Below are 26,036 nucleotides of genomic sequence, written 5' to 3'. Positions count from 1 at the left end.
GAGTCGCTACGTGAGTATTCCCATCGTCGTCAGCGCCGGGCTCTGATGCGCCAGGCCCCGATCCTGCTCGTGCAGGTCGGGGGCCTCGTCTCTTCGGTACGGCGGGTGGGGCCGCCGGCTCGGAGCAGACTCAGGCCGGCGCCGTCGCGCGCGCGTCGTCAGCCGTTGCGTCGGTGGCTGCGCCGGCGACGTGAGCGCCGCGCGCGGCGGTGTCCTCGTGCGTGAGGGCGTTGGGAGTGCGGCTCTCGTCGCTGGTGGCTCCGCGGCTGCGCAGGCGGTTGAGCAGGCCGTCGACGCTCCAGCGGCCGGGGCCGACGATCGCGAAGACGAAGGCGGCGAGGCCGAGGGCGGCGACGAGTTCCCAACCGCTCTCGTCGACGAAGACGCCGTGGCTGCGGTGCACGAACCACCAGGCACCGGCGAGGTCGACGGCGACGAGGAGGCCGGCGAGCGGCGTCAGCACGCCGAGCACGAGCATGCCGCCGCCGATGAGTTCGGTGAGGGCCGCGAACCATGCGGAGGCGTGCGGCGCCGGGACGCTCATCTTCTCGAACATCGCGGTGGTGGCGTCGATGCCGTTCGTGTGCAGCTTCTGCCATCCGTGGGCGATGAGGACGGCTCCGAGCAGGGCGCGGGCCAGCAGGAGCCCGGCGTCACGGATCGGGGCGGGCAGGGTGAACAGGTTGCCGGTGGTGCGCATCGGTCCTCACAAGGTTGGTGATGTGTCACCTAAAGCTTGGCATGCTCGGTAGGTGACGTGTCAACCAGGCGCTAGGGTGAGTGGTATGAATCACGACGGTCGATGGCTGCGCTCCGACGAGGAAGCGTTGTGGCGCGCCTGGCTGGGTGTTCATGCTCGTCAGCACGTGGTCATCGCGCGCGACCTCAAGGCCAGTGGTCTCTCCGAGCCTGACTTCGAGGTACTCGTTCATCTCACCGACGCACCCGACGGGCAACGTCGCCTCTCCGAACTCGCCGCCGGGTTGCAGTGGGAACGAAGCCGCGTCTCTCACCAGGTGACGCGCATGGCCAAGCGTGGTCTCGTCGAGCGCCATGACGTGGCCGAGGACGCGCGTGGCGCGCGCGTCGTCATCACGCGTGAGGGGCGCGCAGCAATCGAGAAGGCCGCGCCCCCTCATGTGGCGAGAGTGCGTGAGGTGTTCATCGACCGTCTCGACGCGGCTGATCGCGTCGACCTCGCGCGGATCCTGCGCAAACTCGTTCCCTGACGACGCGTCGCCTACCCCATGCGCCCACATGCACCTGCGTGCAAGTGCACCCGGGTGCACGTGCACGCAAGAGGGCGGGCGGCGCCGCGACGCGACGTGGAACGGCGGGGCCGGCCGCGGGCCGGCCGGGCACAGACCTGGAATCGCCTGGTCAGATCAGGTGGTTCAGAACAGGCCGGTGATGTGGCCTTCGGAGTCGACGTCGATGGCCAGCGCGGCGGGCTTCTTGGGCAGGCCGGGCATCGTCATGAGGGATCCGCAGACGAACACGACGAAACCGGCGCCGGCGGCGAGGCGAACTTCGCGCACCTCGAGCACGTGGCCGGACGGGGCGCCGCGCATCGCGTCGTCGGTCGTGAACGACTTCTGCGTCTTGGCGATGCAGACGGGCAGGTGGCCGTAGCCCTCGGCCTCGAACTGCGCGATCTGCTTCGCCACCGCCGGCGGAATGGCGATCGAGCCGGCACCGTAGATCGTCGTCGCGATCTTCTCGACCTTCTCGACGAGCGTCAGACCGTCGTCGTAGGTGAAATGGAGATCGGGCGTGCCGCCCTCGGTCGCCTCGACGATGGCGCGCGCGAGGCCCGCCGCGCCGGCGCCGCCATCGGAGAAGTGGGTGCACACCTCGACGCGCGCGCCGAGCTTCTCGATGCCTTCGACGAACGCGGCGATCTCGGCGTCGGTGTCGCTGGGGAAGCGGTTGAGGCCGACGACGACGGGCAGGCCCCACACCTCGCGCAGGTTGTGCAGGTGCCGTTCGATGTTGCTCATGCCGGAGCGCATCGCGTCGACGTTCTCGCTCGTCAGGTCGGTGACGGTGACGCCGCCGTGGTACTTCATCGAGCGGATCGTCGCGACGAGGACGGCGGCGTCGGGGCGCAGGCCGGTGAAGCGGCACTTGAGGTCGATGAACTTCTCGGCGCCGAGGTCGGCGCCGAAACCGGCCTCCGTCACGACCCAATCGGCATGGGCGAGAGCAGTGTTCGTCGCCGTCACCGAGTTGCAGCCGTGCGCGATGTTCGCGAACGGGCCGCCGTGGACGAATGCCGGGTTGCCCTCGAGCGTCTGCACGAGGTTGGGCGCGAGCGCGTCGGCGAGCAGTGCCGTCATCGCGCCGTGGGCGCCGAGGTCGGCGGCCGTCACGGGCTCCGTGTCGTAGGTGTGGCCGACGACGATGCGGCCGAGGCGCTCCTTGAGGTCGTCGATCGACGTGGCGAGGCAGAAGATCGCCATGACCTCGGAGGCGACGACGATGTCGAAGCCCGACTCGCGCGGCACGCCGTTCGTCGGGCCGCCGAGGCCGATGACGATGTCGCGCAGTGCGCGGTCGTTCATGTCGAGCACGCGCTTGAACGTGATGCGGCGCGGGTCGATGCCCAGTTCGTTGCCCTGCTGCAGGTGGTTGTCGATCAGCGCCGCGAGCAGGTTGTGCGCCTCGGCGATGGAGGCGAAGTCGCCGGTGAAGTGCAGGTTGATGTCCGTCATCGGGTTGAGCTGGCTCTTGCCGCCCCCGGCGGCGCCGCCCTTCATGCCGAACACGGGGCCCATCGACGGCTCGCGCAGCGCAGCGGCGGCCGTCTCACCGATGTGGGCGAGGCCGTCGACGAGGCCGACGGTCGTCGTCGTCTTGCCCTCACCGGCGGGCGTCGGGCTCGTCGCGGTGACGAGAATGAGTTTGCTGCCCTCGCGACGCTGCATGCCCTGCACGTATGGCAGCGAGACCTTCGCCTTGTGCGGGCCGTACCGGAAGATCTCGTTCGCGGGGATGCCGATCTTCGCGGCGATCTCCTCGATCGGCAGCATCGGTGTGGCAGCGGCGATTTCGACGTCGGTCGGCATGTCTTCCTCGGGTCTGGTGAAGCGCAGGTCGGACGCCCGAGCGCGAGCGTCCGTCTCGACGGTAGAGCGTTACTGACGAGTTGGGGCGCGATTGACGCAAGGTGTCGTTCGGATGCGAACGGGTGGGCCTGGTTGGAGTGTGCTGCTGCGTTCCGAGGGCGCGCAGGACACGATCTCCGGGTTTCAGATGCGCCCCGTCGCGAGTGCCGCGTACATGAGGGCCGCGACGGTCTCGCCGTCGCTGATGGTGCTGTCACGGACGAGGCTCATCGCCTCGTCCCATGGTACGAAGCGGACGGCGTCGATGCCCTCGGCAGCTTGCTCGGCTTCCACGTCGACGGTGGCGCTCGCGATGTCGGCTGCGTCGGCCACGGTGCCGTCACCCAGGGCACCGACGTTGCCGGGCGGCTCGACGTCCGCGCGGCCGCCGATCGTCAGACCCGTTGCGAGATAGACGAACTCGGGTGCATCGCACACGCCGTTGAGCGCGTTCATCCGCCCGATCTCGTGCCACTCGGATGCCACGAAACCGGTCTCCTCGAGCAGCTCGCGGCGTGCTGCGTCGAGCAGGTCGTCGCCGTCGCACCCGCCTGCCGGGACCTCCAGCGACATGCCGCGCGTCGCGTAGCGATACAGCGAGACCATGAGCACGGCCCCGTCGTCATCCATCGCGACGACGAACACCGACGGATGCTGCATCGTCACGACGCCGTAGATGCCCTCGCCGCCGTCGGGCCGTAGAACGGCGTCCTCGCGCACGGCGATCCACGGGTTCGAGTAGACCTCGCGGGAGCCCGTCGTCGTCCACCCGCCGTGCGCGTCACTCATGCGGCCGGCGGTGCGTCAATAGCTTCGACCTCGACGTCCTCAGCAGGCTTGCCCGCGACGAACACGAGCGTCTTGTAGCCCCAGAACCGGAACAGTGTCGCGAGCACGAGCCCGACGCCGTTGGCAGAGATGTTGTCCGCGAGCTTGCTCGTCAGGCCGAGGACGTAGTGGCTGAATCCGAGGCAGCCCATGGCGATGAGTCCGCCGACGGCGCTGACGGCGAGGAAGATGAGCACCTCGTGGTGCACCTGCTCGCGCCGCGTGTCCTTGAGCGTCCAGTAGCGGTTGCCGAGCCACGCGACGAGGACGCCGAGCGCCGTCGAGACGAGCTTCGCCGTGACGGCCTGGTCGTACATGATGCCGTGCCCATCAGGGCCGGCATAGCGAAGCACGTTGAACCCGCCCGCGTCCGCGACGAAGGCGAGCCCGCCGACGACGACGAAGCTGATGAGCTGCTGACGCGCGGCCAGCAGCCGCTCCATCATGCGGCGGCTCTTCGTCGATCCGGGCGGTGCGTCGGGAATGGTCACTGAGGCTGCTTTCGGCTGACGTCGGGGTCGCTCGATTCTAGGGCGGTGATGACGGGGGCCGCGCTGTCCGTCGGGGCGCCTGGGTCGTGCGCGGCACCTGCGACGATCGCGCCGCGGTCGGCCTCGCGTGCTTCTCGTCGCACCTTCCGATCAGGCGCGCGCCGCCAACCGCGCCGGCAGCGTCGCGTATCCCCGCAGGATGCGCGTGGGCCGACGGGTGGAGCCCGGCAGCAGTTCGACGTCGAAGCGGTCGAAGAACACGCGCAGCGCGACCTCGCTCTCCATCCGTGACAGGGCCGCGCCGAGGCAGAAGTGGCGCCCGGACGAGAACGCCAGGTGCTCGCGCGCGTTCTCGCGGTGCACGTCGAACGCGTCGGGGTCGTCGAAGATCTTCGGGTCGCGATTGGCTGCCGCCAGGACGGTGACGACGAGCGTCCCGGCGGCGACGTCGACGTCTGCGACGCGCGTGTCGCACGTCGCCGTGCGCGCCGTCAGCAGCACGGGCGGGTCGAAACGCAGCGTCTCCTCGACGGCGTTGAGCCAGGACGCCTTGCCGCTGCGCAGCGCCGCGAGCTGCTCGGGGTGGTCGACGATGAGCCGGATGGCGTTGCCGAGCAGGTTGACGGTTGTCTCGAAACCGGCGGCGAGGACGAGCCCGGCCACCGACTTGAGCTCCTGGTCGCTGAGGCCGACGCCGTCGTCCTGCGCCTGGATGAGCGCGCTGAACAGGCCGTCACCCGGCTGCGCTCGCTTGGCGGCGAGGTGGGTCTCAAGCCACGCGTCGAACTCGTCGAGCGCGCTCTCGGTGCGGCGGAACGTCGCCCAGTCGAGCCCCAGGTCGAGGCTCGAACCGGCGTGCCCGCCGAGACGCAGCACCGTCTCGTACTCGCTCTCGGGGACCCCGAGGATCTCGGCGATGACGGTGACGGGCAGCTGCTCGCAGTAGCGCGCGACGAGGTCGACGTCATGCCCGGCGCGCGCGTCGGCCTCGAGGTCGTCGAGCAGCTCGGTGGCGACCTGCTCGGTGCGTTCGCGCAGGGCCTCGACGGCGCGCGCGGTGAACACGCGGGTGACGAGCTTGCGGTTGCGCGTGTGCGTGGGGCCGTCCGTGGCCAGCAGGGACGGCGGCTCGAGCGGCCCGATCGTCGTGCTCGCCGCCCACGTCAGCGCGCCGCGGACCGCGCGCGAGGTGTCGCCGGGGAGGCCGGTGCGGAAGTCGTTGCTCGTCAGCACCTCCTTGACGGCGTCGTGCTCGCCCGTCAGCGTCGAGAGCTTGCCGGTCACGATGGCGCCGCCGCCGCGGATGCGCGCGAGGATCGGCGCGAGCTCCTCCGGCAGCAGGCCCGTCGTCTCGGTGCTCAGCACCCCCTGTGGGTCGCCCTGCGACGCGACGCGCACCAGCGCCCTGCGCGGGATGGCGTGCTGCAGGCTCCAGCGCACGCTGGGTGTGGCGTGCTCGACCAGGCGGCGGGGGATCCGCGTGGTGAGGGCGGACATGAGGCCTCCAACGGCTGTGAACGTGTCTCACGTCACACTACAGATGTAGGGCGGTGACGGGAACACCTCGCGGCTGACGTCGCCCGCTCCGGCTCTGGCACGGCGCCTTCGACGCGCTGTGCCCGCTCGTCGCACGGGTGTTCGTTCGATGTTCACGTCGCGGCGTAGCGGGGCGTGGGGGCCTCTGGAGTACGGTCACGGCATGGCTGACGTCCTGATGCGCACCGTTGATCTGGCTCAGGCTTCGAGGCAGCAGGGTGGCTCTGAGCGCCTCTCGGCCTACCTTGCGCGCCCTGGCGGGGACGGGCCGTGGCCCGGCGTCGTCATGGTGATGGAGATCTTCGGCGTGAACGACGACATGCGTGCGCACGCGGAACGCATGGCGTCGTGGGGGTACGTCGTCATCGTGCCCGATTTGTATTCCGACGCTCGCGCCGCTGTGGCACGTGGCCGGCTTCGGCGGCAGCCGCGACGACGCCGAGCGCGCCTAGCAGCGTATCCACGACTATTTCGACGCCCATCTGCATGTTCCGGCAGCAGCGTCGGCACCTACCGTCAGCTGACTCAGCGGGCATGATCATCCCTTCGACGGGCAGGTGAGAGCGTGACCGTCCAACCGTCAGGTCGCCGCTCGTCAGCGTCGTGCTGGTTCGTCCTCGCCGCACTCGCCGGCGTCATCCATGCCGCGGTGACGCTCTACTGGGCGCTGGGTGAGCGGGGGTTGTTGTGGACGATGGGTGACAGCTTCGTGGCTCAGTTCGCCGACATCATGTGGGTCTTGTACCCGGTGGCGTTGGTCAAGGGCGTGAGTGCGGTCGCTCCGCTCTGGCTGGCGAGGCGGGGCTGGCCGCTGCGTCGTCTGACGCGCCCCGTCTGCTGGGTAGGGAGCGTCGTGCTCGTGGCGTGGGGTGGCGCGAACACGGTGCTCGCCAACGCCGTGTTGCTCGGCGCTGTTCGCCCTGACGGAGGCTTCGACCGTGCCGCGATGATCGGGCATGCCTGGATCTGGGATCCGCTGTTCCTGGTGTGGGGCGCAAGCCTCGCCGCGGGTCTGTGGTCGACGCGCCACAGCGAGGGCCAGCCGACGGAGTGAAGCGGGCGCATCTGCTCGCGAGGTGCGCCACGCACCCGGCCTCCCCTGACCAGGCGACGACGACGGCGCCGTCGCTGCGTGCTTCCGAGATCACCACGAGTCCGGCCTGCCTGACGCTCGCGGTTGTCACCCCCGGCTGACACACTGACGGCATGAACTTCCGCTCGCTCTATGCTCACGGTTTTGCGCGCGTTGCTGCGGTGACGCATCCCGTCGCGCTCGCCGATCCGACGACGAACGCGGCGCGCGTGCTCGACGTCGCCCGCGAGCTGCACGACCGGGGCGTCGCAGCGGCGGTGTTCCCCGAACTCGACCTCACCGGCTACAGCATCGACGACCTGGTCTTCCAGGACGTGCTGCTCGACGACGTGCTCGCGGCCATCAAGACGATCACCGACGACTCCGAAGGTCTGACGCCGGTGCTCGCCGTCGGCGCGCCGCTGCGCAAGGGCACGCGGCTGTTCAACTGTGCCGTCGTCATCAAGGACGGCGAGGTGCTCGGCGTCGTGCCGAAGAGCCACCTGCCCACCTACAAGGAGTTCTACGAGAAGCGCTGGTATGCACCGGGTCTCGACCAGCGCGGGCAGTACATTGACCTCGGCGACCTGGGCGAGGTGCCGTTCGGACCCGACCTCATCTTCCGCGCCGTCGACCTGCCCGACCTCGCGATCCAGGTCGAGATCTGCGAGGACGTGTGGGTGCCGATCCCGCCGTCGTCCGAGGCCGCGTCGGCCGGCGCGAGCGTCCTCATGAACCTGTCGGGCTCGCCGATCACGATCGGCAAGTCGTCGCAGCGCAGCCTCGTCGTGCAGAGCCAGTCGTTCCGCACCCTCGCCGCGTACGTCTACGCCGCGAGCGGCGAGGGTGAGTCGACGACCGACCTTGCCTGGGACGGGCAGACGATGATCTACGACCAGGGCACGCTGCTCGCCGAATCCGAGCGATTCCCGAGCGGCCCGCGCACGAGCATCGCCGACGTCGACCTGGGCGCCATCCGCCAGGCCCGCATGCGCTTCAACAGCTACGACGACAACCGTCCGGGCATCGGCCCGGCGCGTCCGCTGCGTGAGGTGCCGTTCGAACTCGGCGCCCCGGACGGTGACCGCGGCCTGCTCCGCGAGATCGAGCGCTTCCCGTTCGTCCCCGCCGACGACGCGCAGCTCGCGCAGGACTGCTACGAGGCGTATGAGATTCAGGTCTCGGGCCTCGAGCAGCGCATGCGCTCGATCGGCGCGCCGAAGATCGTCATCGGCGTCTCCGGTGGCCTCGACTCGACGCACGCCCTCATCGTCGCCGCCCGGGCGATGGACCGTGTCGGGCGCCCGCGCACCGACATCCTCGCGTACACGATGCCCGGCTTCGCGACGAGCGATCACACGAAGTCGAACGCGTACAAGCTCGCCGAAGCGCTCGGCGTGACGTTCGAGGAGGTCGACATCCGGCCGATGGCGACGCAGATGCTCAAGGACATGGGCCACCCCGCCGGCAGCGGCGAGCCCGTCTACGACGTGACGTTCGAGAACGTCCAGGCCGGCCTGCGCACCGACTTCCTGTTCCGCATCGCGAATCAGAGGGGTGGCATCGTCCTCGGCACCGGCGATCTGTCCGAACTCGCGCTCGGCTGGTGCACGTACGGCGTCGGCGACCAGATGTCGCACTACGGCGTCAACGCGGGCGTGCCGAAGACGTTGATGCAGCACCTCATCCGTTGGGTCGCCTCGGGTGACGAGTTCTCCGCCGAGGTCGGCGAGACGCTGCTGTCGATCCTCGACACCGAGATCTCGCCCGAGCTCGTGCCGACGAAGGAGGGCGAGAAGCCGCAGTCGACGCAGGACGCCATCGGCCCCTACAACCTGCAGGACTTCACGCTGTACCACGTGCTGACGCACGGTGCGCGCCCGAGCAAGATCGCGTTCCTCGCGATGCACGCCTGGCAGAACGCTGACGAAGGGCGCTGGCCGAGCGGTTTCCCCGACGACGAGCGCCCCGCCTACTCCCTCGCCGAGATCAAGAAGTGGCTCGAGGTGTTCCACAAGCGCTTCTTCAGCCAGCAGTTCAAGCGCTCGGCACTGCCGAACGGGCCGAAGGTGAGCGCCGGCGGCGCACTGTCGCCGCGTGGTGACTGGCGCATGCCGTCCGACGCGTCGTCGCGCGCCTGGCTGGCCGAGCTGGAACGCAACATCCCGAACGAGTGAGGAACGCTCAGCACGGCGGGCGGCTGCGCCGATCGTTCGCGTCGAGCGTCAGCCCGTCAGGGCAGCGGTCTGCGTGGGGGGAAGCCAGTAGCCGAGCGTCTTGACGCAGTTCTTCGCGAGACCCGCGGCGCGCAGCTTCTTCGTCAGAGCTCGTGTCGTGACGGTGTCGCACGCACCCCACGCGAAAACGCGCGGGCAATCGGCCGGTACGGCAAGAAGATTCGGTCGATCACCTCGACACGTGCGCCCGAGCGCCGGGTCGCCCAACTGGCTCAGGTCGGCGAGCACCTCGTCGACGGCGTCGAGCAGCGCGCCGCCGTCACGTTCGCGGCGCACCCAGCGCAGCGCGTCGCCGTCGCGCAGTCGCACCGGCAGTGCGCGGTCGTCAGGGTGCGTCCATTCGAGGACGAGGGTCGTCGGCGCCGGCGACAAGGCGTCGAGCAGCGAGTTGATCGCGGGCAGTGACGCGGGGTCGCCGACGAGCAGGTGATGGTCGACGTCGTCGCAGCCCGGCAGCGACGGTTCCGAACCGTAGAGGCTTGCTTCGACCTGATCGCCCGGTTGCGCGCCGAGCGCCCACGCCGTCGCGGAACCGTCGTGGATGGCGAACTCGAGCCAGAACGTGTCCGTCGGGACGTCGGGGTCGACGAGCGTGTACGCCCGCTGATGCCCCGCACCCGTGCCGGAGCGATCGGCGAACCACAGCCGCACCCACATCGTCGGATACGGCGCGTGTGTACGCAGAAAACCGTTGCCCGAGAATCGAATCCGCACGAGTCGTGAAGATGGTTGTTCGCGCTCGAGCACGGTGAAGACGAAATCCTGGGCGCGCAGTTCGCGCAGCACACGGCCCGCCTCGCCGCGCTCGACCCGTAGCAGGGTGCGTGGTGGCGTCATCGCGTCGTGGGGCTGGTCGCTCACGCGTCCCGCCTTCCTTCGGTGGCCCGGCGGTGACTGCCGTGGCCGGTGGTGATGCCGTCCCCGCACCTATCTGAGACGCGACGTGAGCCTCAGTCCGCGCGGTTGACGATCTCGACTTCTATAAGGTTAGCATTGCCTAACTCGCGGTCCGGCAGGGCCTCGCGAGAACCATCACGTCATGACACGGGTGCCGTCGTGCGCCTGAACGAAAGGTCGTCCGCATGATCAACCGCCGTGGCTTCTTCGCCATCGCCGCCGCCGGTGCCACCAGCGCCCTCGCCGCCTGCAGCACCGGCTCGTCGTCCGACAAGGCCTCGAGCGCCACGTCGGGATCAGCCGGCTCGGCGGGTAGCGGCGCGGGTTTCCCCGTCACGATCAAGCACGCCCTCGGCACGGCGAAACTCGAGAAGGCCCCGACGAAGGTCGTCACGGCCGGCTGGTCGGACGCCGACATCCTGCTCGCGCTCGGCGTCGTGCCCGTCGCCGCGCCGGCGATCACATGGGGCGGCAACGCCGCGAAGTCGAGCGACTGGTTCGACGCGAAGCTCAAGGAGGTCGGCGGCAAAGCACCCGAGCGTTACAGCGATGCCGACGGCACGCCCGTCGACAAGGTCGCCCAGTACCAGCCCGACTTCATCTCGGGCACGAACTCGGGCCTCAAGCAGGCTGAGTACGACAAGCTGACGAAGATCGCTCCCACCCTCGCCTACCCGACGTACCCGTACGGCACGTCGTGGCAGGAGTCGACGAAGATGATCGCCGAGGCGCTCGGCAAGAAGGACGAGGGCGAGAAGGTCATCTCCGACACGCAGGCCAAGGTCAAGGCCGCCCTCGACAAGCACCCCGAACTCAAGGGCAAGAGCGTCGCCTGGGTCTACTTCGACGCGGCCAAGCTCAACTCGATCACCGTCTACACACTCAACGACAACCGCCCGCGTGGCCTCGCCGACTTCGGTCTCAAGACGCCGTCGTTCGTCACCAAGGCGAGCCAGGGCGCGAAGACGTTCTCCACGGAACTGTCGGCCGAGAAGGCCTCCGAGCTCGACGCCGACATCGTCGTCTTCGACGCGGTGGACGCGGCGACGACGAAGAAGATCACCTCCGACAAGCTGCTGTCGCAGATCCCCGCGTTCAAGAAGGGCAGCTACCTCGCGCTGACCGACCAGAAGGCGTCCGAGACGATGGCCAGCCCGACGCCGCTGTCGATCCCCGTCGCGATCGACACCTTCCTGCCGAAGCTCGCCGAGGCCGCGAAGAAGGCCTGAGCGTAGGCTCGTTCGAGGATTCGCCCGGCTGCCACCGCGAGACGGTGTGACGCGCCGGGCGAATCGTCGTTCCACTGGAAAGGGTGACGATGTCGACTCCCGCCGCGCCCCGCGCCGGCACCGATCAGCGTCGCACGCCGCGCATCGACGCCCGCCGCGTGCTCGCAGGCGGGCTGACGCTGCCGCTGCTGCTCGCGTTCGCCGTCGCCGTCTCGCTCACCGTCGGGGCGGGCTCGTTCCACGGCGGTGACGTCTCGGCGCTGCTCGCCTCGCGCGGCGACCGCACCGCCATCGGCATCATCGTCGGCGCTGCCGTCGCGATGGCGGGGACGGCGATGCAGGGCATCACCCGCAACCCGCTGGCCGACCCCGGCATCCTCGGCATCAACGCGGGCTCGGCGCTCGCCGTTGTCATCGGCATCACGTGGTGGGGCGTCTCGAACCTACTCGGGTACGTATTGCTGTCGCTCGTCGGCGCCGCCGTCGCGGCGGTCGCCGTCATGACTCTCGCGACGTTCGGTGCGCGCGCTCTCGGGCAGGCGTCGCAGTCGGGGCCGCTGACGCTGGCGCTGTCCGGCATGGTGTTCACGGCGGGCACGTCGTCGATCGCGCAGGCCGTGCTCGTCTCCAACGGCAAGTCGCTCGATACCTACCGCTTCTGGCAGGTCGGGTCCGTCGCCGGCCGCGACCTCGGCGATCTCGTGCCGGCTGTGCCGTTCCTGCTCATCGGATTTCTCGTCCTGCTGTCCTCCGGACGGCGCCTCGACGTCCTCGCCATGGGCGATTCCGTCGCCGCTGGCCTCGGCGAGCGTCCTGACCGGCTGCGGCTCGTCATCGGCGGAGCGGGCGTCATGCTCGCCGCGGCCGCGACGGGTATCGCCGGGCCCATCGCCTTCGTCGGGCTCGTCGCGCCGCACGTCCTGCGCCCCCTCATCGGCACGTCCTACCGCGTCCTGGTGCCGGCCGCCGGCGTGCTCGGCGCGTGCATCGTCGTGCTGGCCGACACCCTCGGCCGCATCGTCTCCCCGCCCGGTGAGGTGCAGGTCGGCATCATGACGGCCGTCCTCGGCTGCCCTGCCCTGCTGTGGGTCGTCGCGCGAATGAGGTCGCTGTGAAGCGCGCGACGGCAGCACACGCCACGACGCCCAACACGTTCGACGCCGCGCGCCGCCGACGTCGGGGCGTCATGCTGGTTGCGCTGGTGCTCGTGACGTTCGGCGTCTTTCTGGCCCGGTGCCTGCTCGGTGACTTCACCGTGACGATTCCCGATTTCGTCCGCATCCTTCGCGGCGAGCATGTCGACGTGCCGGCCGCCAACTACATCGTCATGGAGTCGAAGCTGCCGCGCGCGCTCGCGTGCCTGCTCGCGGGCGCCGTGTTCGGGGCGTGCGGTGCGGCGATGCAGTCGCTCGTGCGCAATCCCCTCGCGAGCCCCGACGTGCTCGGCATCTCGCTCGGCTCGAGCACCGCGGCCGTGTTCTGCACGACGATCCTCGGTTGGAGCGGCGCGGGCGTGACGGGCGCCGCCATTGCGGGTGGCCTCGCCGTCTCCGCGGTGATCCTGGGGATGGCGCGCGGGCAGACGCCGCGGATGATCCTCGTCGGAATCGCCCTGGCCGCCGCGCTGCAGTCGCTCATCCAGTGGATCCTGCTCGAGTCGAACGCCTACCAGGCGCAGGACGCGATGGCCTGGCTCGCCGGGTCCGTCTCGGCAGTGTCGTGGCCGCAGATCACCCGGCTCGCCGTCGTCGGCGCGCTCGTGCTCGTCGTCCTCGCGGCCCTCGCGCACTGGCTGCGCGTGCTCGAGATGGGGCGCCCGCTCGCCATCGGCCTCGGCGTGCCCGACGGGTTCGTGCGCGCCGTGACGTTCGGCGTCGTCGTCATCGGTGTGGCCGTGACGACGAGTGTCTGCGGGCCGATCTCGTTCGTCGCGCTGCTCGCCGGCCCGATCTCGCGGCGCCTCATGGGCCGCACCACCATCGTCGCGGCCGCTCTCGTCGGCGCGATCATCACGATCGCGGGTGACTACGTCGGTGCCTACCTCGTCCCCGGTGACAACAAGCTGCCCGTCGGGATCATCACCGGCCTCGCCGGTGCGCCTGTCCTCGCCTGGCTGCTGCTGACCTCGCAGCGCCCGCCCCGCCGTTCGAAAGGCCGTGCCTCATGACGTCCCTCGCCGCCCATGACCTCGTCCTGCGCTACGGATCCGGACGGTCCGCCGGCCCCGACATCGTGCGAGGCATCACCTTCGAGGTGCCCGAGAACGCGGTCACCGTGCTGATCGGCGCGAACGGCTGCGGCAAGTCGACGCTGTTCGCGGGCCTGGCGCGGCTGCTCAAGCCCGCGGCCGGCGATGTGCTTCTCGACGGGCGCAGCATCGACGCGACGCCGACGCGCGAGGTCGCCAAGGCCCTCGCGCTGCTGCCGCAACACCCCATTGCGCCGGAGGGGATGACGGTGGCCGAGCTCGTGCGTCAGGGACGCACCCCGCACCAGGGCCTGCTCGGGCGCGGCGGGCCCGACGACGACGCTGCCGTCGCCGCGGCGATGGAGGCGACGGGCGTCAGCGAACTGGCAGAACGCACCGCCGATTCTCTTTCCGGCGGCCAGCGTCAGCGGGTGTGGCTCGCGATGGTGCTCGCGCAGCAGACCGGCATCCTCCTGCTCGACGAGCCGACGAGCTTCCTCGACATCGGCCACGCCGTCGAACTGCTCGACGTCGTCCGCCGCCGCAACCGCGAGCACGGAACGACCGTCGTCATGGTGCTGCACGACCTGTTCCTCGCGGCGCGCTACGCCGACCATCTCGTCGCGATGCAGGACGGTGAGATCGTCGCGGCGGGCGAGCCGACCGACGTGCTGACGGCGCAGCTCGCCGAGCAGCTGTACGGCATCCCGTGCGTCGTGCATCCTGACCCGAATACCGGGCGTCCGGTGGTGCTGCCGCGCTAGGCTCGAGCCACCACGTCGATCGGGAGGGTTTGCCATGTCTCACCAGCGCACCACGAGGCGGATGACGATCAAGGGCGCGATGCTCGCGTCGAGCGCCGTCGCGGCCCTGACGCTCACGGGGTGCTCGATGGGCTCCGACTCCGGTACGTCCGCCGCGAGCAGCGCGACGAGCGCCGCCGCGAGCGCGGCCTCGAATGCGAGCGGTTCGTCGAGTGCGGCGCCGTCGACCGATGTGTCGACGAGCCCTGTGTCCGAGTCGAGTTCGCCGTCGAGCGCATCGAGCTCCGTCGCCGCGTCGAGCGTGGCACTGCCCGCCGACACGCAGCTGGCGAAGGCGACGGCGAACAAGTTGTCCTTCGCGGTGCCGAAGTCGTGGACCGTCGTCGACGGTGAGCTCGGCAAGCAGGACGCGGTGAAGAAGCAGCTCGAGCCGGTGGCGAAGAAGTCCGGCATGTCGCCCGAGAAGTACGTCGCGCAGATGACGTCGGCCGCAGACGTCCTCGCGATCGACGCCACGGGGGCGCAGAGGTTCAACGACAACATCAACGTCCTCAAGGTGACGCGCCCGAGCCTGGCGGGCAAGGCCCAGCTGGAGAAAGAACTCAACCAGCTCAACGCTGCAAGCGGTGCGAACGGGTCCAACAGTTCCAGCGACATGAAGGTCACCACCGGTGAGTACAGCCGCATCACGACGCCGGCCGGCGCCGGTGAGCAGATGGAGTACACGCTGACGACGAAGGGTGTCACCGTGCACGGTGTCTCCATGGTCATCCCGAACGGCAGCGGGTCGTACTCGATGCTGACGGTGAGTGCTTCTGCGGCGGACAAGGCTGCCGAGTACGCGAAGACCGTCGCCGAGACCGCGCAGAAGATGTGACGCACCTCAGTCGGGAGCAGTTCGAGGACGCCGTCGGCGAGGCACTCGACGGCGTACCGCAGCGCTTCCTCGACCGTCTCGACAACGTCGTCTTCCAGGTCGAGGACGAGCCGTCACCCGAGCAGCTCGCCCAGGCCTGCGTCGCGCACGGCGAGGGCGAGCTGCTCGGGTTGTACGTCGGCATCGCGCTACCGGATCGTGGTGAGGGCTACGGCTGGGGAGCCCTGCCCGACCAGATCTTCCTGTTCTCAGGCCCCATCCAGCGGCTGAGCCACAGCCGCGAACAGGTGATCGAACAGATCCGCGTCACGCTCCTGCACGAGATCGGCCACTACTTCGGCCTCGACGACGCCCGTCTCCACGAGCTGGGCTGGGGCTGACCCCTCGCCCCTGCATGCCCCCGCGTCCATCTGCGATTTTCGTCCACATTCGCGATTCCTGTCCCCCGCTGCGATTCGCGTCCACATTCGTCTCGTGGACGACGGCTCCGATGGCGTCCTCGGCCCTCAATCCGACCGCATCGCCCAGGCCCCGAACGTCGACGGGCCGTCGTAGCCCTCGAGGTCGTCGCTGATGTCGACGATGCGCCAGCCGGGCGGCATGCGCGCGCGGTCGCTGACGTCGTCGCGATCGAGGGGCGCATTGAGCCCCTCACCCGTGGCCTTGAGCAGGGCTTCCTTCCGCGTCCAGATCTGCGTGAAGGCCCGGCGTCCGTCATCGTCGCTCGCCGCTGCGTCGATGACGGCCTGCTCGCCGGGATGCAGCATCCGGCTGATGTCGGTGACGGTCGACGCCGCGGCCAGCACCTCCACGTCGATCCCGACGGGGACGTCCGCAGAGGCGAGCGCGGTGATCCACGGCGTCGAGCTCGTCGAGAAGAACCCGTCATGACCAACGGCGCGTGGACGCCCGTGCGGCTCGCCGCACGCCGTGCACGGCTCGCGCCAGTAGCGGATGTCCTCGTGACGAATGGCGGTGAGGTTGGCCAGCTCATTGCGCAGCAGCGCACGGCGCGTGACGAACTCGCCGCGCGCGGTGTCCGAGCGCACGGCCAGGGCCCGCGCGCGTTCGTCGTCGTCGAGGCTGTCGGGGCCCAGCGTCGCGACGTCGGCCGCGGTGAGGGGCGCCCACGTCGCGCACAGGACGATCGACGGCGTGTGCATGCCGCCACCCTACGACTCGCTGCGTCGCTCGAGCGGTCATTTTCCGCGGAATTCCGAGGTTGTCGCCGCGCTGCGCTAGCCTCGCGGACGTGATGAAGTTCGAGCCGGACGAGGCCACGTGGGTGCTGACGAGCACGGACGTCGGCCTGGCTGCCGTCGTCGGTGACGGCGCCTTCGGGCGCGGTCTCGACTACGCCATCGGGGGCAAGGTCATCGCGCTCGCGACGGCTGATCGCGGGCGTGTCCTCATGGGCACGGTCACCGGCAACGGTCTCGCGCCGTATCAGTGCCTCGTCACGTACAAGGGTGAGGCCGGCAACGGTGAGCCGTTGTGGGTCTCGCGCTGCACATGTCCTGTCGCGACCGAGTGCAAGCATGCGGTCGCCTCGATCCTCGCCGCTCGTCGCGCGCTGACGTCGGGGGTGCGCGAGGGCAGCGTCAGCCGCACATCGGCCCCGTCCGGCACGCGAAACGCCGCCGAGTCCAACGTCGTTCCCCTCTTCGGCGGTGCCGCGGCGTCCTCGACGAGTTCGTGGCGTGACAAGCTCACGGCGAGCCTCGGTCCGGACGAGTCGCAGCGCGCCGCGGCGCGGTCGGCGAGCCCGTCGAGTGATGCATGGCGCGCGCAAGTCGGCCTGCAGTTCGAGCCGAAGGCTCGGCCGGCGTCGTTGACCGATTCGACGCCCGTGCAGCGGTTCGAGCTCAAACCGACGAAACTCATGCGTACCGGCCGTTGGTCGCGCACCGCGACGTGGCTCGACGCCCGCAGCAGTGCCGGCATCGCCGAGGCCGAGGAGCACCAGAGCGAGGCGCTGCGCCGCTTCATCACGCCCCACAAACCGCGGGTCGGCAACGGCCAGACCGTCTACCTCGACGAACTGGGCCCCGGCGTCTGGCAGGCGCTCGCCGAACTGACCGACGCAGGCGTCACGCTGATGCTCGCCGCGACGCCGGGCGAGGGCGTCACTCTCGCCGAAGCGGCCGAGGTGAGCCTCGGCGTCCACCGACGCGACGGCGGGCTCGTCCTGACGGCCGACGTCGTCGGTGTCGACCTCGAACCCGAGTTCGGCACGGCGACGCTCGTCGGCGATCCGGCCCACGGCGTCGCCATCCTCGACCGCGGCAGCCTCAAGCTCGTGCCGTTCCACGAACCGCCGCACGCCCTGCTCCAACCGCTCCTGCTCGGCGACGTCATCGAGGTGCCTGAAGCCGACGTGCCCGAGTTCGAGGCAGAGTTCCTGCCGCAGATTCGCCGGCACACGAGCGTCAGCGATGCGTCGCAGACGCTGACGGACGCCGTCGAACCGCGCCTCTTGCTCGTCGTCGAGCCGGCCACCGTCGGCAAGGCGAAGGTCGAGACGTTCTTCACGTACGGCGAACGTCGCCTCCCCTCGCCGCCGATGGGGCGCGGGCGCCAGTTCTCCAGCGAGGCCGCCGTCATCGCGCGCGCGGCGCTGCCGTTGAGTCGTCTGCGCCTGACGCGCGCCGTGCCGGCCTTCGACCTATGGGTCAAGCAGACCGCCGAACTGACCGGTCTGGAGGCCGTGCGTCTCGCCGACGCCATCCCCGAGCTGCGGGCGATCGACGGCGTCGACGTCGTCATGAAGGGCGAGTTGCCCGCCTACGAGGAGGCCGAGGACGATCCGATCGTCCAGGTCGGCGTCAACGAGGCCGGCCTCGCGACCGACTGGCTCGACCTGCAGATCACGATCAGCGTCGACGGCCAGGAGGTGCCGTACCCCAACCTCATCGAGGCGATGAGGTTGGGGCGCGACGTCATGATGCTGCCGTCGGGCACGTACTTCCGCCTCGATTCACCTCAGCTGCTCGACATCGCCAAGGTGCTCGAGGAAGCGCAGCAACTCACCGACAAGAAGAACGACGGCCTGCAGATCAGTCGCTATGACATCGGGTTGTGGGATCAGCTCGTCGGGCTCGGCATCGTCGAGGCGCAGCGCTCCCAGTGGCAGGCGGCCGTCGAGGGGCTGACGAGGTCGGGGTGGAACCCGGAGAGCGTCGAGCTGCCCCCGTCGTTCCGGGCGACCCTGCGCCCCTACCAGCTCGAGGGATACGCCTGGCTCGCCAACCTGTGGGACGCGGGGCTCGGCGGCGTGCTCGCCGACGACATGGGGCTCGGCAAGACGATCCAGACCCTCGCGATGCTCGAACGCGCCCGCGCCGCAGGCGAACTCGACACGACGCCCGCACTCGTCGTCGCACCGACGTCGGTGCTGGGCGTATGGGCGCGCGAGGCCGCGCAGTTCGCGCCCGAGCTGAAGGTGAAGGTGCTCGCCGAGACGTCGAAGAAGCGCGGCACCGATGTGGCCGAGGAGATCCAGTGGGACGCTTCGCACGTCGTCGTGACGAGTTACGCCGTCGCACGGCTCGACGCCGACGCGTTCCATGCCTGCAGGTGGCGCGCGCTGATCCTCGACGAGGCGCAGATGGTGAAGAACCACACGTCGCAGACCTTCCAGGCCGTCAAGAAGATCGGCGCGCCGTTCGGGCTCGCGATCTCCGGCACACCGCTGGAGAACTCCGTCATGGACGTGTGGTCGCTGTTCAACCTCGTCGCGCCGGGGTTGTTTCCACGCCCGGAGGATTTCATCCGTCGCTACCGCAAGCCGATCGAGCAGGGGGAGGGGCACGTCGCCACAGATGCGCTCAAGGGCCTGCAACGGCGCATCGGCCCGCTCATGCTGCGTCGACGCAAGGGCGACGTCGCGCCCGATCTGCCCGAGAAGCAGGTGCAGCGCGTCGACGTCGCGATGTCGCCGCAGCACGAGCGCGTCTACAAGCGGCACCTGCGGCGCGAGCAGCAGCGCCTCATGGGCCTGCTCAAGGATCCGGACGCCAACCGTGTCGAGATCCTGGCCGCGCTCACCCGCTTGCGTCGTCTCGCACTCGACCCGGCCCTCGTCGACGACGAGTTCGCCGGGCGTTCGGTGAGCCGCAAGGTCGAGACGGTCGTGCAGCAACTCGCCGCGATAGCAGCGGAAGGGCATCGCGCCCTCGTGTTCAGTCAGTTCACCGACTTCCTGGCGATCGTGCGCGAGGCCGCAGCCGACGCCGGCGTCTCGACGACGTACCTCGACGGCTCGACGCGCAACCGTCAGCAGGTCGTCGACGAGTTCAAGAGCGGCGAAGCGGACGCGTTCTTCATCTCCCTCAAGGCAGGCGGCACTGGGCTGACGCTGACGGAGGCCGACTACGTCATCGTCCTCGACCCGTGGTGGAACCCGGCGGCCGAGGATCAGGCCATCGACCGCGCACATCGCATCGGGCAGACCAAGCACGTCATGGTCTACCGCTACGTCAGCGCGGGCACGATCGAGGAGAAGGTCATGGAGTTGCAGGAGAAGAAGCGCAAGCTCTTCGACGACGTCGTCGACGCCGGTGCCGGCGGCGGTCGTCTCACCTCCGACGACATCGCCGGCCTGCTGGAGGGGTAGGGCGCGAGGGCGTCACGGATCGCACGGCTTGGGTGGGCCGCACGGGCGGAGCCCCAATATTTATCTCGATGTAAAGTATCTTGATGTCAAGAGAGCTGGTCTCCCGGCCGGCCGGACACCGTGAGGAGCGCGCCAGCCATGACCCGCGAATGGGATGCGAAGAGCTACGACGAGTTGCCGCTGCCGCACGTCGGCTGGGGCAGACGCACCATCGAGCGCATGACGCTGCGCGGTGACGAACGGGTGCTCGACGCCGGATGCGGCACCGGCCGCGACGCGGCCGAGTTGCTGTCGCGCCATCCGGGTGTCGACCTCGTCGGCGTCGACGGCTCGTCGCAGATGATCGCGCAGGCCCGCGAGCGGGTCGGGTCTGGGGCCGCATTCGCGGTCCGTGACCTCACCGAACCACTTGACGTCGCGGAGCTCGGCGCGCGGCCAGGCCCGTTCGACGCCGTCATGAGCGTCGCGTGCTTTCACTGGATCAGCGATCACGAGACGCTGTTCGCCCACCTCGCCGCGGTGCTGCGCCCGGGTGGCCGGCTGACGAGCGACTCCGGCGGCGAGGGCAACATCGAGAACGTCGAGCGCGCGATCGCGGCCGTCAACGCCGAGGGCTTCGCCCCGAAGGCCTTCGCCTCGCCCGAGGAGACGCGAGAACGCTTGGAGCGCAACGGTTTCGACGTCGATCGCGTCGCGCTGCGCCCGAGCCCGATCCGCCTCGCCGACCCCGACGTCATGGAGCGCTACCTCGCGACCGTCTGCCTCGGTTCCTACCTCGAGCGCATGAGCGAGCAGGAGGGCTGCGAGTTCACCCGGGCGGTGCGCGAGGCCATGGTCGAGCCGGTGCTCGACTACGTACGTCTCGAGATCGACGCGGTGCGCCGCTGACGCATCCCGCATCCGAAGCGACGAAAGCGCCGCGAACCGGCCGGTGGCTGACCTACCGTGAAACCCATGAAGCTCAGCCGCCGAACAGCCCCCAGCCACGCCGGTCAGTGCGTCCTCGTCACCGGCGGCGCGTCAGGTCTCGGCCTCGAACTCGTCAAGCTCTTCGTGGCCGACGCCGCCCGCGTCGTCGTCGCGGACCTCCGCGCCGAGCGCCCGGCGAGCGTGCCGGACGGCGTCGACTACCTGACGCTCGACGTGCGCGACGATGCCGCTTGGGCCGATGCCCTCGCCTGGGTGGAGCAGCACTGGGGGCGCCTCGACGTCCTCGTCAACAACGCGGGCGTCGCCGTCGGCGGGCGCATCGACACGACGGCGATCGCTGACTGGGAGCGCGCGCTGTCGATCAACCTCATGGGCGTCGTGCGGGGGTGCCGCACGTTCACCCCGATGATGAAGACGCAGCGCAGCGGCCACATCGTCAACACCGCCTCGCTCGCCGGGCTCGTCCACGCGCCGGCGATGGCGACATACAACGCGACGAAGGCCGCTGTCGTCGCCGTCAGCGAGACGCTGCAGAACGAACTGGCGCCGTTCGGCATCGACGTCAGCGTCATCTGCCCGTCGTTCTTCCGTACGAACCTCGCGCAGTCGTTGGCCGGAGCCGACACCGAGATGGAGGCCAACGCCGTCGAGCTCATCAACGGCTCGCCTCGTTCGGCGGCGGATGTCGCCCGCACCGCGTTCGCCGGGATCGGCGCGCGCCGACACATCATCCTCACCGACCCGGACGGCCGGGTCGCCTACGGCGCCAAGCGTTTCGTCCGGCCCGTCTATGACGCGGCCATGGCCGGCGCTGCCAAACGTGTGGCGGCGGGCAAGGATCCGCAGCCCGCGGTACTCACCCAGCTCGGGCAGTGGGTGAAACGCCGCGCTGCCTGAGGGGCGGCCGGCGCGGGCACCCGTATCGCCAGTGTGAGGCCGCCAGTTGGTGGTGTCCGGCGTCAACTTCCTGACGTTCCGGCGTTTCCGCCCGTGCCTCCGGGCGCGGCGCCCGGCATCTGCCCGCCGCTCGGCGGTTGCTGGTTCGCATTGCCCGCCGAGCCGCCGGGCGCCTGGCCCTGGGCGCCCCCGCTCGTCCCGCTGCCCTGGCCTGCGGTGCCGGATCCGGACGCACCGGATCCGGACGCACCGGATCCGGACGTGCCAGATCCGGACGTGCCAGATCCAGATGCACCCGCAGAACTGGTGGTGTCGCCCGACGTTCCGTTGGTACCGGAGCCCGAGGTGCCCGAGCCGGGCATCTGCATGCCCGGGCCCATCTCACCAGTCGTGCCCTGCTGATTCTGCGACGTGCCACCGGGCCCGCCCATTCCGCCGCCCATGCCGCCCCCCGACGTTCCGGCCGGCATCGCCGCGGCCGCGCCGATCGACACGAGCGACGCCGTGCCCATGGCCAGCGCCGACACGAGCGCCGACTTCTTCGCCGACCATCGCTCGGGTGCCGGCGCCGAAGCGCCTGCCGTGTCGTTGCCGGCCGAAGCGCCCGAGGCAAACGGCGCCTCCTGCTCCGGCCCCCCGCGGTAGTCCGTGCCGGCGTCGCCATCGGTGCCCGTGTGGGGCAGAGCAGTGCGGCGGACGGGCGGGATGTCGTGCAGTGTCGGGTCGTCGTCGTTCATGCTGTGTGCGTCGGGTCGGGGGTCGTCGTGGTCCATCGTGTCTCCTTCGTGCCTGGCGCCTCGGGGCGCGACGTCGCGGGCGCTCGCCCGTCATCCGCCGTCGACGTTGCGCGCCGGCACTGTGGAGAAGCTGTGCCCGGCGTGTCGTCGGTTCATGAAGCCGCCCGTCGGCCGGCCACTGCACGGCCCCGGGCTGGTCGTCGCACAGCCGGGCCAAAGCCGAGGTCGTGACGCTCGGGGCCATGAACTCCTCGATCTCAGCCGCCGGCTCACGCCTCGCGCGGCGCGCACCGCGTCATCGCTCCCGCCGGGCAACCGACATGACGCTCCGTGGCGCGACAAGCGCCGATGCCGGCGATACCCCCGGCGCTCTCGGCATCCGCACCACGGCCTCGAACACCTCCCGCACCTGGCTGACGCGCCTCGTCACCGGCCCGCACGACGACCCGAACTGGGCCCGCCCGGCGCTGTTGGCCCTGCTCGCGGCGACTGCAGCGCTCTACCTGTGGAACCTCACCGCCAGTGGCTGGGCGAACGCCTTCTACTCCGCTGCGGCACAGGCGGGCTCCCAGAACTGGGAGGCGGTCTTCTTCGGCAGTTCCGACGCGGCGAACTCGATCACCGTCGACAAACCACCTGCGTCGCTGTGGGTCATGGCACTGTCGGTGCGGCTGTTCGGCCTGAGCAGCTTCTCGATCCTCGTGCCGCAGGTGCTCATGGGGGTGGCCACCGTCGCCATCCTGCACGCGACGCTGAAGCGCCACTTCGGCGCGGGCGCCGGCCTGCTCGCGGGCCTCGTCATGGCGCTCACCCCGGTCGCCGTCCTCATGTTCCGTTTCAACAACCCGGACGCGTTGCTCGTCCTGCTCATGACGGCGGCCGCCTGGGCCACGATGCGAGCGCTCGAGCGCGGTTCGGTGCGCTGGATGGCGTTGGTCGGCGTGTTGCTCGGATTCGGGTTCCTGACGAAGACGCTGCAGGTTTTCCTCGTCATCCCCGGTTTCGGGGCGGCGTTCCTGCTGCTCGCTGCGGCGCCGCTGCGGCGCCACTGCGTCGACGCCTCGTCGGCAGCCTCGTGGCCCTCGTCGCTCTCGTGGCATCCGCCGGGTGGTGGGTCGCGGCCGTCGAACTGACCCCGGCGAGCATGCGTCCCTACGTCGGCGGCAGCCAGAGCAACTCCTTCCTCGACCTGACGTTCGGGTACAACGGCTTCGGCCGACTCAGCGGTGAGGAGACGGGCTCGGTCGGCGGCGGCGGGGGCGCTGCCGGCGGGCAGTGGGGTTCGACGGGGCTGACGCGCCTGTTCGACGCCGAGATCGGCGGCCAGATCAGTTGGCTCATCCCGGCCGCGATCATCCTCGGCGTCATGGGTGTCGTGATGCGCGCGCGTGCGCCGCGCACCGACGTCCGTCGGGCCGCCTACGCCGTGTGGGGCGGCTGGCTCCTGGTGACGATGCTGACGTTCTCGTTCATGGCCGGCATCTTCCACGCCTACTACACGGTGGCGTTGGCGCCGGCAGTCGCGGCACTCGTCGGCATGGGTGGTGCGCAGGCCTGGGAGCGCCGCCGCGAACCGGTCGGCACCCTGACCATGGCTGCCGCGGCCGCCGCGTCGTCGATCTGGGGGTTCGTCCTGCTCTCCCGCACGAGCGCCTACAGCGACGTGCTGCGCGTCGGCGTGCTGACGATCGGACTGACGTGCGCGGCACTTCTCGTCCTCGGGCGACGGCTGCACGCGCGGGCCCTGCCCGTGATCGTCGCGGGCGCCGTGGTCGCGGGCCTCGCGGGGCCGACCGCGTACTCGCTCACGACGCTGACCTCCGGGCACACCGGCTCGATCGTCACCGCTGGGCCGGCGTCGGGCGGCATGGGTGGGATGCCGGGTGCGGGCGGCCGTGGCCCCGGTGCTCGCGCCCTGGGTGGTTCGACAGTAGGCGCGCCGCCGGCCGCTTCCTCGACGACGCGTGGCACCGTGCCCACCGGTGCAGGTGGGAAGGGAGTCGGTGGCGGCGGCATGGGCGGGTTGCTCAATGCCACGACGCCGAGCGCCGCCGTCATCTCCGCCCTGCGGGCCGACGCGCAGCGTTACACCTGGGTGGCCGCGGCGGTGGGTTCGCAGAGCGCGGCCGGACTGCAGCTCGGAACGGGCGAGCCGGTCATGGCGATCGGCGGCTTCAACGGCACCGACCCGAGCCCGACGCTCGCACAGTTCCAGGCTGAGGTGAAGGCAGGCAAGGTTCACTACCTGCTGGCCAGTGGTGGAACATCGACGGGCGGTGGGACGAGCTCGGCCCAGACGAGCGATGCGTGCCGCATCCTGGCGTGGGCGGAGGCCACCTACCGTCAGGTGACGATCGGATCGACGGTCTTCTACGACCTGACACAGCCGCTCGATTGAGGCAGTCAGCCGGCCTCGACAGGGGTGAAACGCATTGGAAATCATCATTCTTCGATGTGTTTCACCTCTAGGGGTGGGGTAAGGCGCGGGTGTGCCCCGTACCCTCATGGGGTGATGACTTCCGCCTCCCCCATCCGACTGGCCGTGATCGACGACTACGAGGTCGTCGTCAACGGTCTGGCCAAGATGCTCGAGCGCTACCGCGACCGGGTCGAGGTGGCCGAACTCGACATCGAGGGCCCGATGTCGACGGTCGAGCACCCCGTAGACATCGCGCTCTATGACACGTTCGGGCAGGCGCAGGGCGAGCCCGAGGCGCTGGCGCACCTGCTCAAGGAGCCCCGGGTCGACAAGGTCGTCGTGTACACGTGGAACTTCCAGCCCGACCTGGTGCGCCGCAGTCTCGATGCCGGCGTTCGGGGTTACCTCTCCAAGACGCTGCCCGCGGGCGAACTCGTCTCGGCGCTGGAGCGAGTGCACGCCGGCGAGGTCATCGTCTCGGCCGAGGTGGGCTCCGGCCCCATCGCCGGCGAATGGCCGGGGCGCGAGGAGGGGCTCACGCCGCGTGAAGCCGAGGTGCTCGCACTCATCACCCAGGGTCTGTCGAACAACGACATCGCCGCGCAGACGCACCTGTCGATCAACTCGGTGAAGAGCTACATCCGCACCGGCTATCGCAAGATCGGCGTCACGAGCCGCAGCCAGGCCGTGCTGTGGGGGGTTCGCCACGGCTTCGAGCCCGACCACCGTCGCATCGTCGCGGATCCCACCGTCCAAGATCGCTGAGCGCGCACACGCCAGGGCCGCCCCATCGTCAGGATCGACTGACGGTGGGGCGGCCCCGGTGTGTCCAAGGGGTGGCGCACGTCACCTGACGGTGATTTGGCGTCCACCTGGAGGACGTGTAATGTTTTCCGAGTCGCCGAGGGGCAGACAGCACAGAAACCCCAGTGTTTCCGGGCAGTTTGCCTCACGAGCTCGAAGCTCATCGCAGTTTCGACAAGCGCGCCGGCTCCACCAGGAGCAAGCGCCGAGTTGAAGTGGGGGAGCGAGGGTGGTAGGGTTGACGAGTTGCCCCGAGCGGGGCGGGAAACGAAAAGGGTCCTGCTTCGTGTGGTGTGCGATGGTGTTTTGAGAACTCAACAGCGTGCCGATGTGATCATCGCCAAACATTTTTGTGGCACTTATGGAGTGTCGCGTGTTGTGGCTGAGTGATTAATGATTGTACAGAAC

General features: G+C 69.7%; 25 protein-coding genes. 16 read left to right on the top strand and 9 right to left on the bottom strand.

Annotated elements, in window-relative coordinates; translation table 11 throughout:
- Positions 1-130: 130 nt before the first annotated feature.
- A complete protein-coding gene (locus NQ706_RS08930) occupies positions 131-700 on the bottom strand; it encodes a DoxX family protein (protein ID WP_150112812.1) in 570 nt (189 codons plus the stop codon).
- A gap of 85 nt (positions 701-785) precedes the next feature.
- Here NQ706_RS08930 and NQ706_RS08925 point away from each other — a divergent pair, with 85 nt between their 5' ends.
- The gene (locus tag NQ706_RS08925) at positions 786-1,229 is read left to right on the top strand and encodes a MarR family winged helix-turn-helix transcriptional regulator (RefSeq protein ID WP_038569738.1); all 444 of its coding nucleotides are present in this window, start codon (positions 786-788) and stop codon (positions 1,227-1,229) included.
- A 165-nt stretch (positions 1,230-1,394) separates the two neighbouring features.
- Here NQ706_RS08925 and NQ706_RS08920 read toward each other — a convergent pair whose 3' ends face one another.
- The 4 genes from NQ706_RS08920 to NQ706_RS08905 all read right to left on the bottom strand — a co-directional run bounded on the left by NQ706_RS08920 (position 1,395) and on the right by NQ706_RS08905 (position 5,923).
- Positions 1,395-3,068: a formate--tetrahydrofolate ligase gene (locus tag NQ706_RS08920; protein WP_038569736.1), complete on the bottom strand. Its 1,674-nt coding sequence runs from the start codon at positions 3,066-3,068 to the stop codon at positions 1,395-1,397.
- Positions 3,069-3,251: 183 nt separating this feature from the next.
- Positions 3,252-3,896: an NUDIX domain-containing protein gene (locus NQ706_RS08915; RefSeq protein WP_038569735.1), complete on the bottom strand. Its 645-nt coding sequence runs from the start codon at positions 3,894-3,896 to the stop codon at positions 3,252-3,254.
- A complete protein-coding gene (locus NQ706_RS08910) occupies positions 3,893-4,426 on the bottom strand; it encodes a GtrA family protein (protein WP_235181956.1) in 534 nt (177 codons plus the stop codon). The genes NQ706_RS08915 and NQ706_RS08910 overlap by 4 nt, the downstream gene beginning before the upstream one ends.
- 150 nt (positions 4,427-4,576) lie before the next feature.
- Positions 4,577-5,923, bottom strand: coding sequence for a cytochrome P450 (locus NQ706_RS08905; RefSeq protein ID WP_038569732.1), 1,347 nt, complete (start codon positions 5,921-5,923; stop codon positions 4,577-4,579).
- A 148-nt stretch (positions 5,924-6,071) separates the two neighbouring features.
- On the opposite strand from NQ706_RS08905, the gene NQ706_RS08900 reads away from it, so the two are divergent.
- From NQ706_RS08900 to NQ706_RS08890, 3 genes are all read left to right on the top strand, one after another.
- Positions 6,072-6,500 (top strand): dienelactone hydrolase family protein, encoded by a 429-nt coding sequence (locus NQ706_RS08900; protein ID WP_074040449.1) that lies wholly within the window; start codon positions 6,072-6,074, stop codon positions 6,498-6,500.
- A 27-nt stretch (positions 6,501-6,527) separates the two neighbouring features.
- On the top strand, positions 6,528-7,016 hold the full coding sequence (locus tag NQ706_RS08895) for a DUF3995 domain-containing protein (RefSeq protein ID WP_038569730.1): 489 nt from the start codon (positions 6,528-6,530) through the stop codon (positions 7,014-7,016).
- A 152-nt stretch (positions 7,017-7,168) separates the two neighbouring features.
- A complete protein-coding gene (locus tag NQ706_RS08890; RefSeq protein WP_038569728.1) occupies positions 7,169-9,211 on the top strand; it encodes an NAD(+) synthase in 2,043 nt (680 codons plus the stop codon).
- A gap of 48 nt (positions 9,212-9,259) precedes the next feature.
- On the opposite strand, the gene NQ706_RS08885 is transcribed toward NQ706_RS08890, so the two are convergent.
- A complete protein-coding gene (locus NQ706_RS08885) occupies positions 9,260-10,132 on the bottom strand; it encodes a siderophore-interacting protein (RefSeq protein ID WP_200874221.1) in 873 nt (290 codons plus the stop codon).
- Positions 10,133-10,353: 221 nt separating this feature from the next.
- On the opposite strand from NQ706_RS08885, the gene NQ706_RS08880 reads away from it, so the two are divergent.
- The 4 genes from NQ706_RS08880 to NQ706_RS08865 all read left to right on the top strand — a co-directional run bounded on the left by NQ706_RS08880 (position 10,354) and on the right by NQ706_RS08865 (position 14,349).
- The gene (locus tag NQ706_RS08880) at positions 10,354-11,397 is read left to right on the top strand and encodes an iron-siderophore ABC transporter substrate-binding protein (protein ID WP_038569724.1); all 1,044 of its coding nucleotides are present in this window, start codon (positions 10,354-10,356) and stop codon (positions 11,395-11,397) included.
- 89 nt (positions 11,398-11,486) lie between these two features.
- Positions 11,487-12,512, top strand: a complete 1,026-nt coding sequence (locus NQ706_RS08875) for an iron ABC transporter permease (protein WP_038571883.1) — start codon at positions 11,487-11,489, stop codon at positions 12,510-12,512.
- Positions 12,509-13,564 (top strand): iron chelate uptake ABC transporter family permease subunit, encoded by a 1,056-nt coding sequence (locus tag NQ706_RS08870; protein WP_038571875.1) that lies wholly within the window; start codon positions 12,509-12,511, stop codon positions 13,562-13,564. Before NQ706_RS08875 ends, NQ706_RS08870 begins: the two co-directional genes overlap by 4 nt.
- Positions 13,561-14,349 (top strand): ABC transporter ATP-binding protein, encoded by a 789-nt coding sequence (locus NQ706_RS08865; RefSeq protein WP_006946336.1) that lies wholly within the window; start codon positions 13,561-13,563, stop codon positions 14,347-14,349. Before NQ706_RS08870 ends, NQ706_RS08865 begins: the two co-directional genes overlap by 4 nt.
- Positions 14,350-14,388: 39 nt before the next feature.
- Here the strand turns inward: NQ706_RS08865 and NQ706_RS08860 are convergent, their stop codons facing one another.
- Positions 14,389-14,670 (bottom strand): hypothetical protein, encoded by a 282-nt coding sequence (locus NQ706_RS08860; RefSeq protein ID WP_144694747.1) that lies wholly within the window; start codon positions 14,668-14,670, stop codon positions 14,389-14,391.
- On the opposite strand from NQ706_RS08860, the gene NQ706_RS08855 reads away from it, so the two are divergent.
- Positions 14,651-15,226 (top strand): hypothetical protein, encoded by a 576-nt coding sequence (locus tag NQ706_RS08855; protein WP_038569720.1) that lies wholly within the window; start codon positions 14,651-14,653, stop codon positions 15,224-15,226. The genes NQ706_RS08860 and NQ706_RS08855 overlap by 20 nt on opposite strands.
- Positions 15,223-15,606: a metallopeptidase family protein gene (locus tag NQ706_RS08850; protein ID WP_038569718.1), complete on the top strand. Its 384-nt coding sequence runs from the start codon at positions 15,223-15,225 to the stop codon at positions 15,604-15,606. The genes NQ706_RS08855 and NQ706_RS08850 overlap by 4 nt, the downstream gene beginning before the upstream one ends.
- 126 nt (positions 15,607-15,732) lie before the next feature.
- Here the strand turns inward: NQ706_RS08850 and NQ706_RS08845 are convergent, their stop codons facing one another.
- The gene (locus NQ706_RS08845) at positions 15,733-16,389 is read right to left on the bottom strand and encodes a 4'-phosphopantetheinyl transferase superfamily protein (RefSeq protein ID WP_051806250.1); all 657 of its coding nucleotides are present in this window, start codon (positions 16,387-16,389) and stop codon (positions 15,733-15,735) included.
- Positions 16,390-16,481: 92 nt separating this feature from the next.
- On the opposite strand from NQ706_RS08845, the gene NQ706_RS08840 reads away from it, so the two are divergent.
- From NQ706_RS08840 to NQ706_RS08830, 3 genes are all read left to right on the top strand, one after another.
- Complete coding sequence (locus tag NQ706_RS08840) at positions 16,482-19,841, top strand: DEAD/DEAH box helicase (RefSeq protein ID WP_038569716.1); 3,360 nt, start codon at positions 16,482-16,484, stop codon at positions 19,839-19,841.
- A 138-nt stretch (positions 19,842-19,979) separates the two neighbouring features.
- Positions 19,980-20,729 carry a trans-aconitate 2-methyltransferase gene (locus NQ706_RS08835; protein ID WP_038569714.1) on the top strand — a complete coding sequence of 250 codons (750 nt, stop codon included), beginning with the start codon at positions 19,980-19,982 and terminating at the stop codon, positions 20,727-20,729.
- Positions 20,730-20,795: 66 nt separating this feature from the next.
- Positions 20,796-21,668, top strand: a complete 873-nt coding sequence (locus NQ706_RS08830) for an SDR family NAD(P)-dependent oxidoreductase (RefSeq protein ID WP_038569712.1) — start codon at positions 20,796-20,798, stop codon at positions 21,666-21,668.
- A 62-nt stretch (positions 21,669-21,730) separates the two neighbouring features.
- On the opposite strand, the gene NQ706_RS08825 is transcribed toward NQ706_RS08830, so the two are convergent.
- Positions 21,731-22,441: a hypothetical protein gene (locus tag NQ706_RS08825; RefSeq protein ID WP_051806248.1), complete on the bottom strand. Its 711-nt coding sequence runs from the start codon at positions 22,439-22,441 to the stop codon at positions 21,731-21,733.
- A gap of 206 nt (positions 22,442-22,647) precedes the next feature.
- On the opposite strand from NQ706_RS08825, the gene NQ706_RS08820 reads away from it, so the two are divergent.
- From NQ706_RS08820 to NQ706_RS08810, 3 genes are all read left to right on the top strand, one after another.
- A complete protein-coding gene (locus NQ706_RS08820; RefSeq protein WP_242686902.1) occupies positions 22,648-23,538 on the top strand; it encodes a glycosyltransferase family 39 protein in 891 nt (296 codons plus the stop codon).
- Positions 23,499-24,803, top strand: a complete 1,305-nt coding sequence (locus tag NQ706_RS08815; RefSeq protein ID WP_338032962.1) for a hypothetical protein — start codon at positions 23,499-23,501, stop codon at positions 24,801-24,803. Before NQ706_RS08820 ends, NQ706_RS08815 begins: the two co-directional genes overlap by 40 nt.
- A gap of 114 nt (positions 24,804-24,917) precedes the next feature.
- Positions 24,918-25,589 carry a response regulator transcription factor gene (locus NQ706_RS08810; protein WP_038569711.1) on the top strand — a complete coding sequence of 224 codons (672 nt, stop codon included), beginning with the start codon at positions 24,918-24,920 and terminating at the stop codon, positions 25,587-25,589.
- The last annotated feature ends 447 nt before the right edge of the window (positions 25,590-26,036 follow it).

Origin of the sequence: Dermacoccus sp. BD5 (assembly GCF_044878485.1) — a bacterium.
Taxonomy (GTDB): Bacteria; Actinomycetota; Actinomycetes; order Actinomycetales; family Dermatophilaceae; genus Dermacoccus; species Dermacoccus nishinomiyaensis.
The sequence above is the reverse complement of the archived record's forward strand: the minus strand, read 5'-3'. Positions and strand labels throughout refer to the sequence as shown.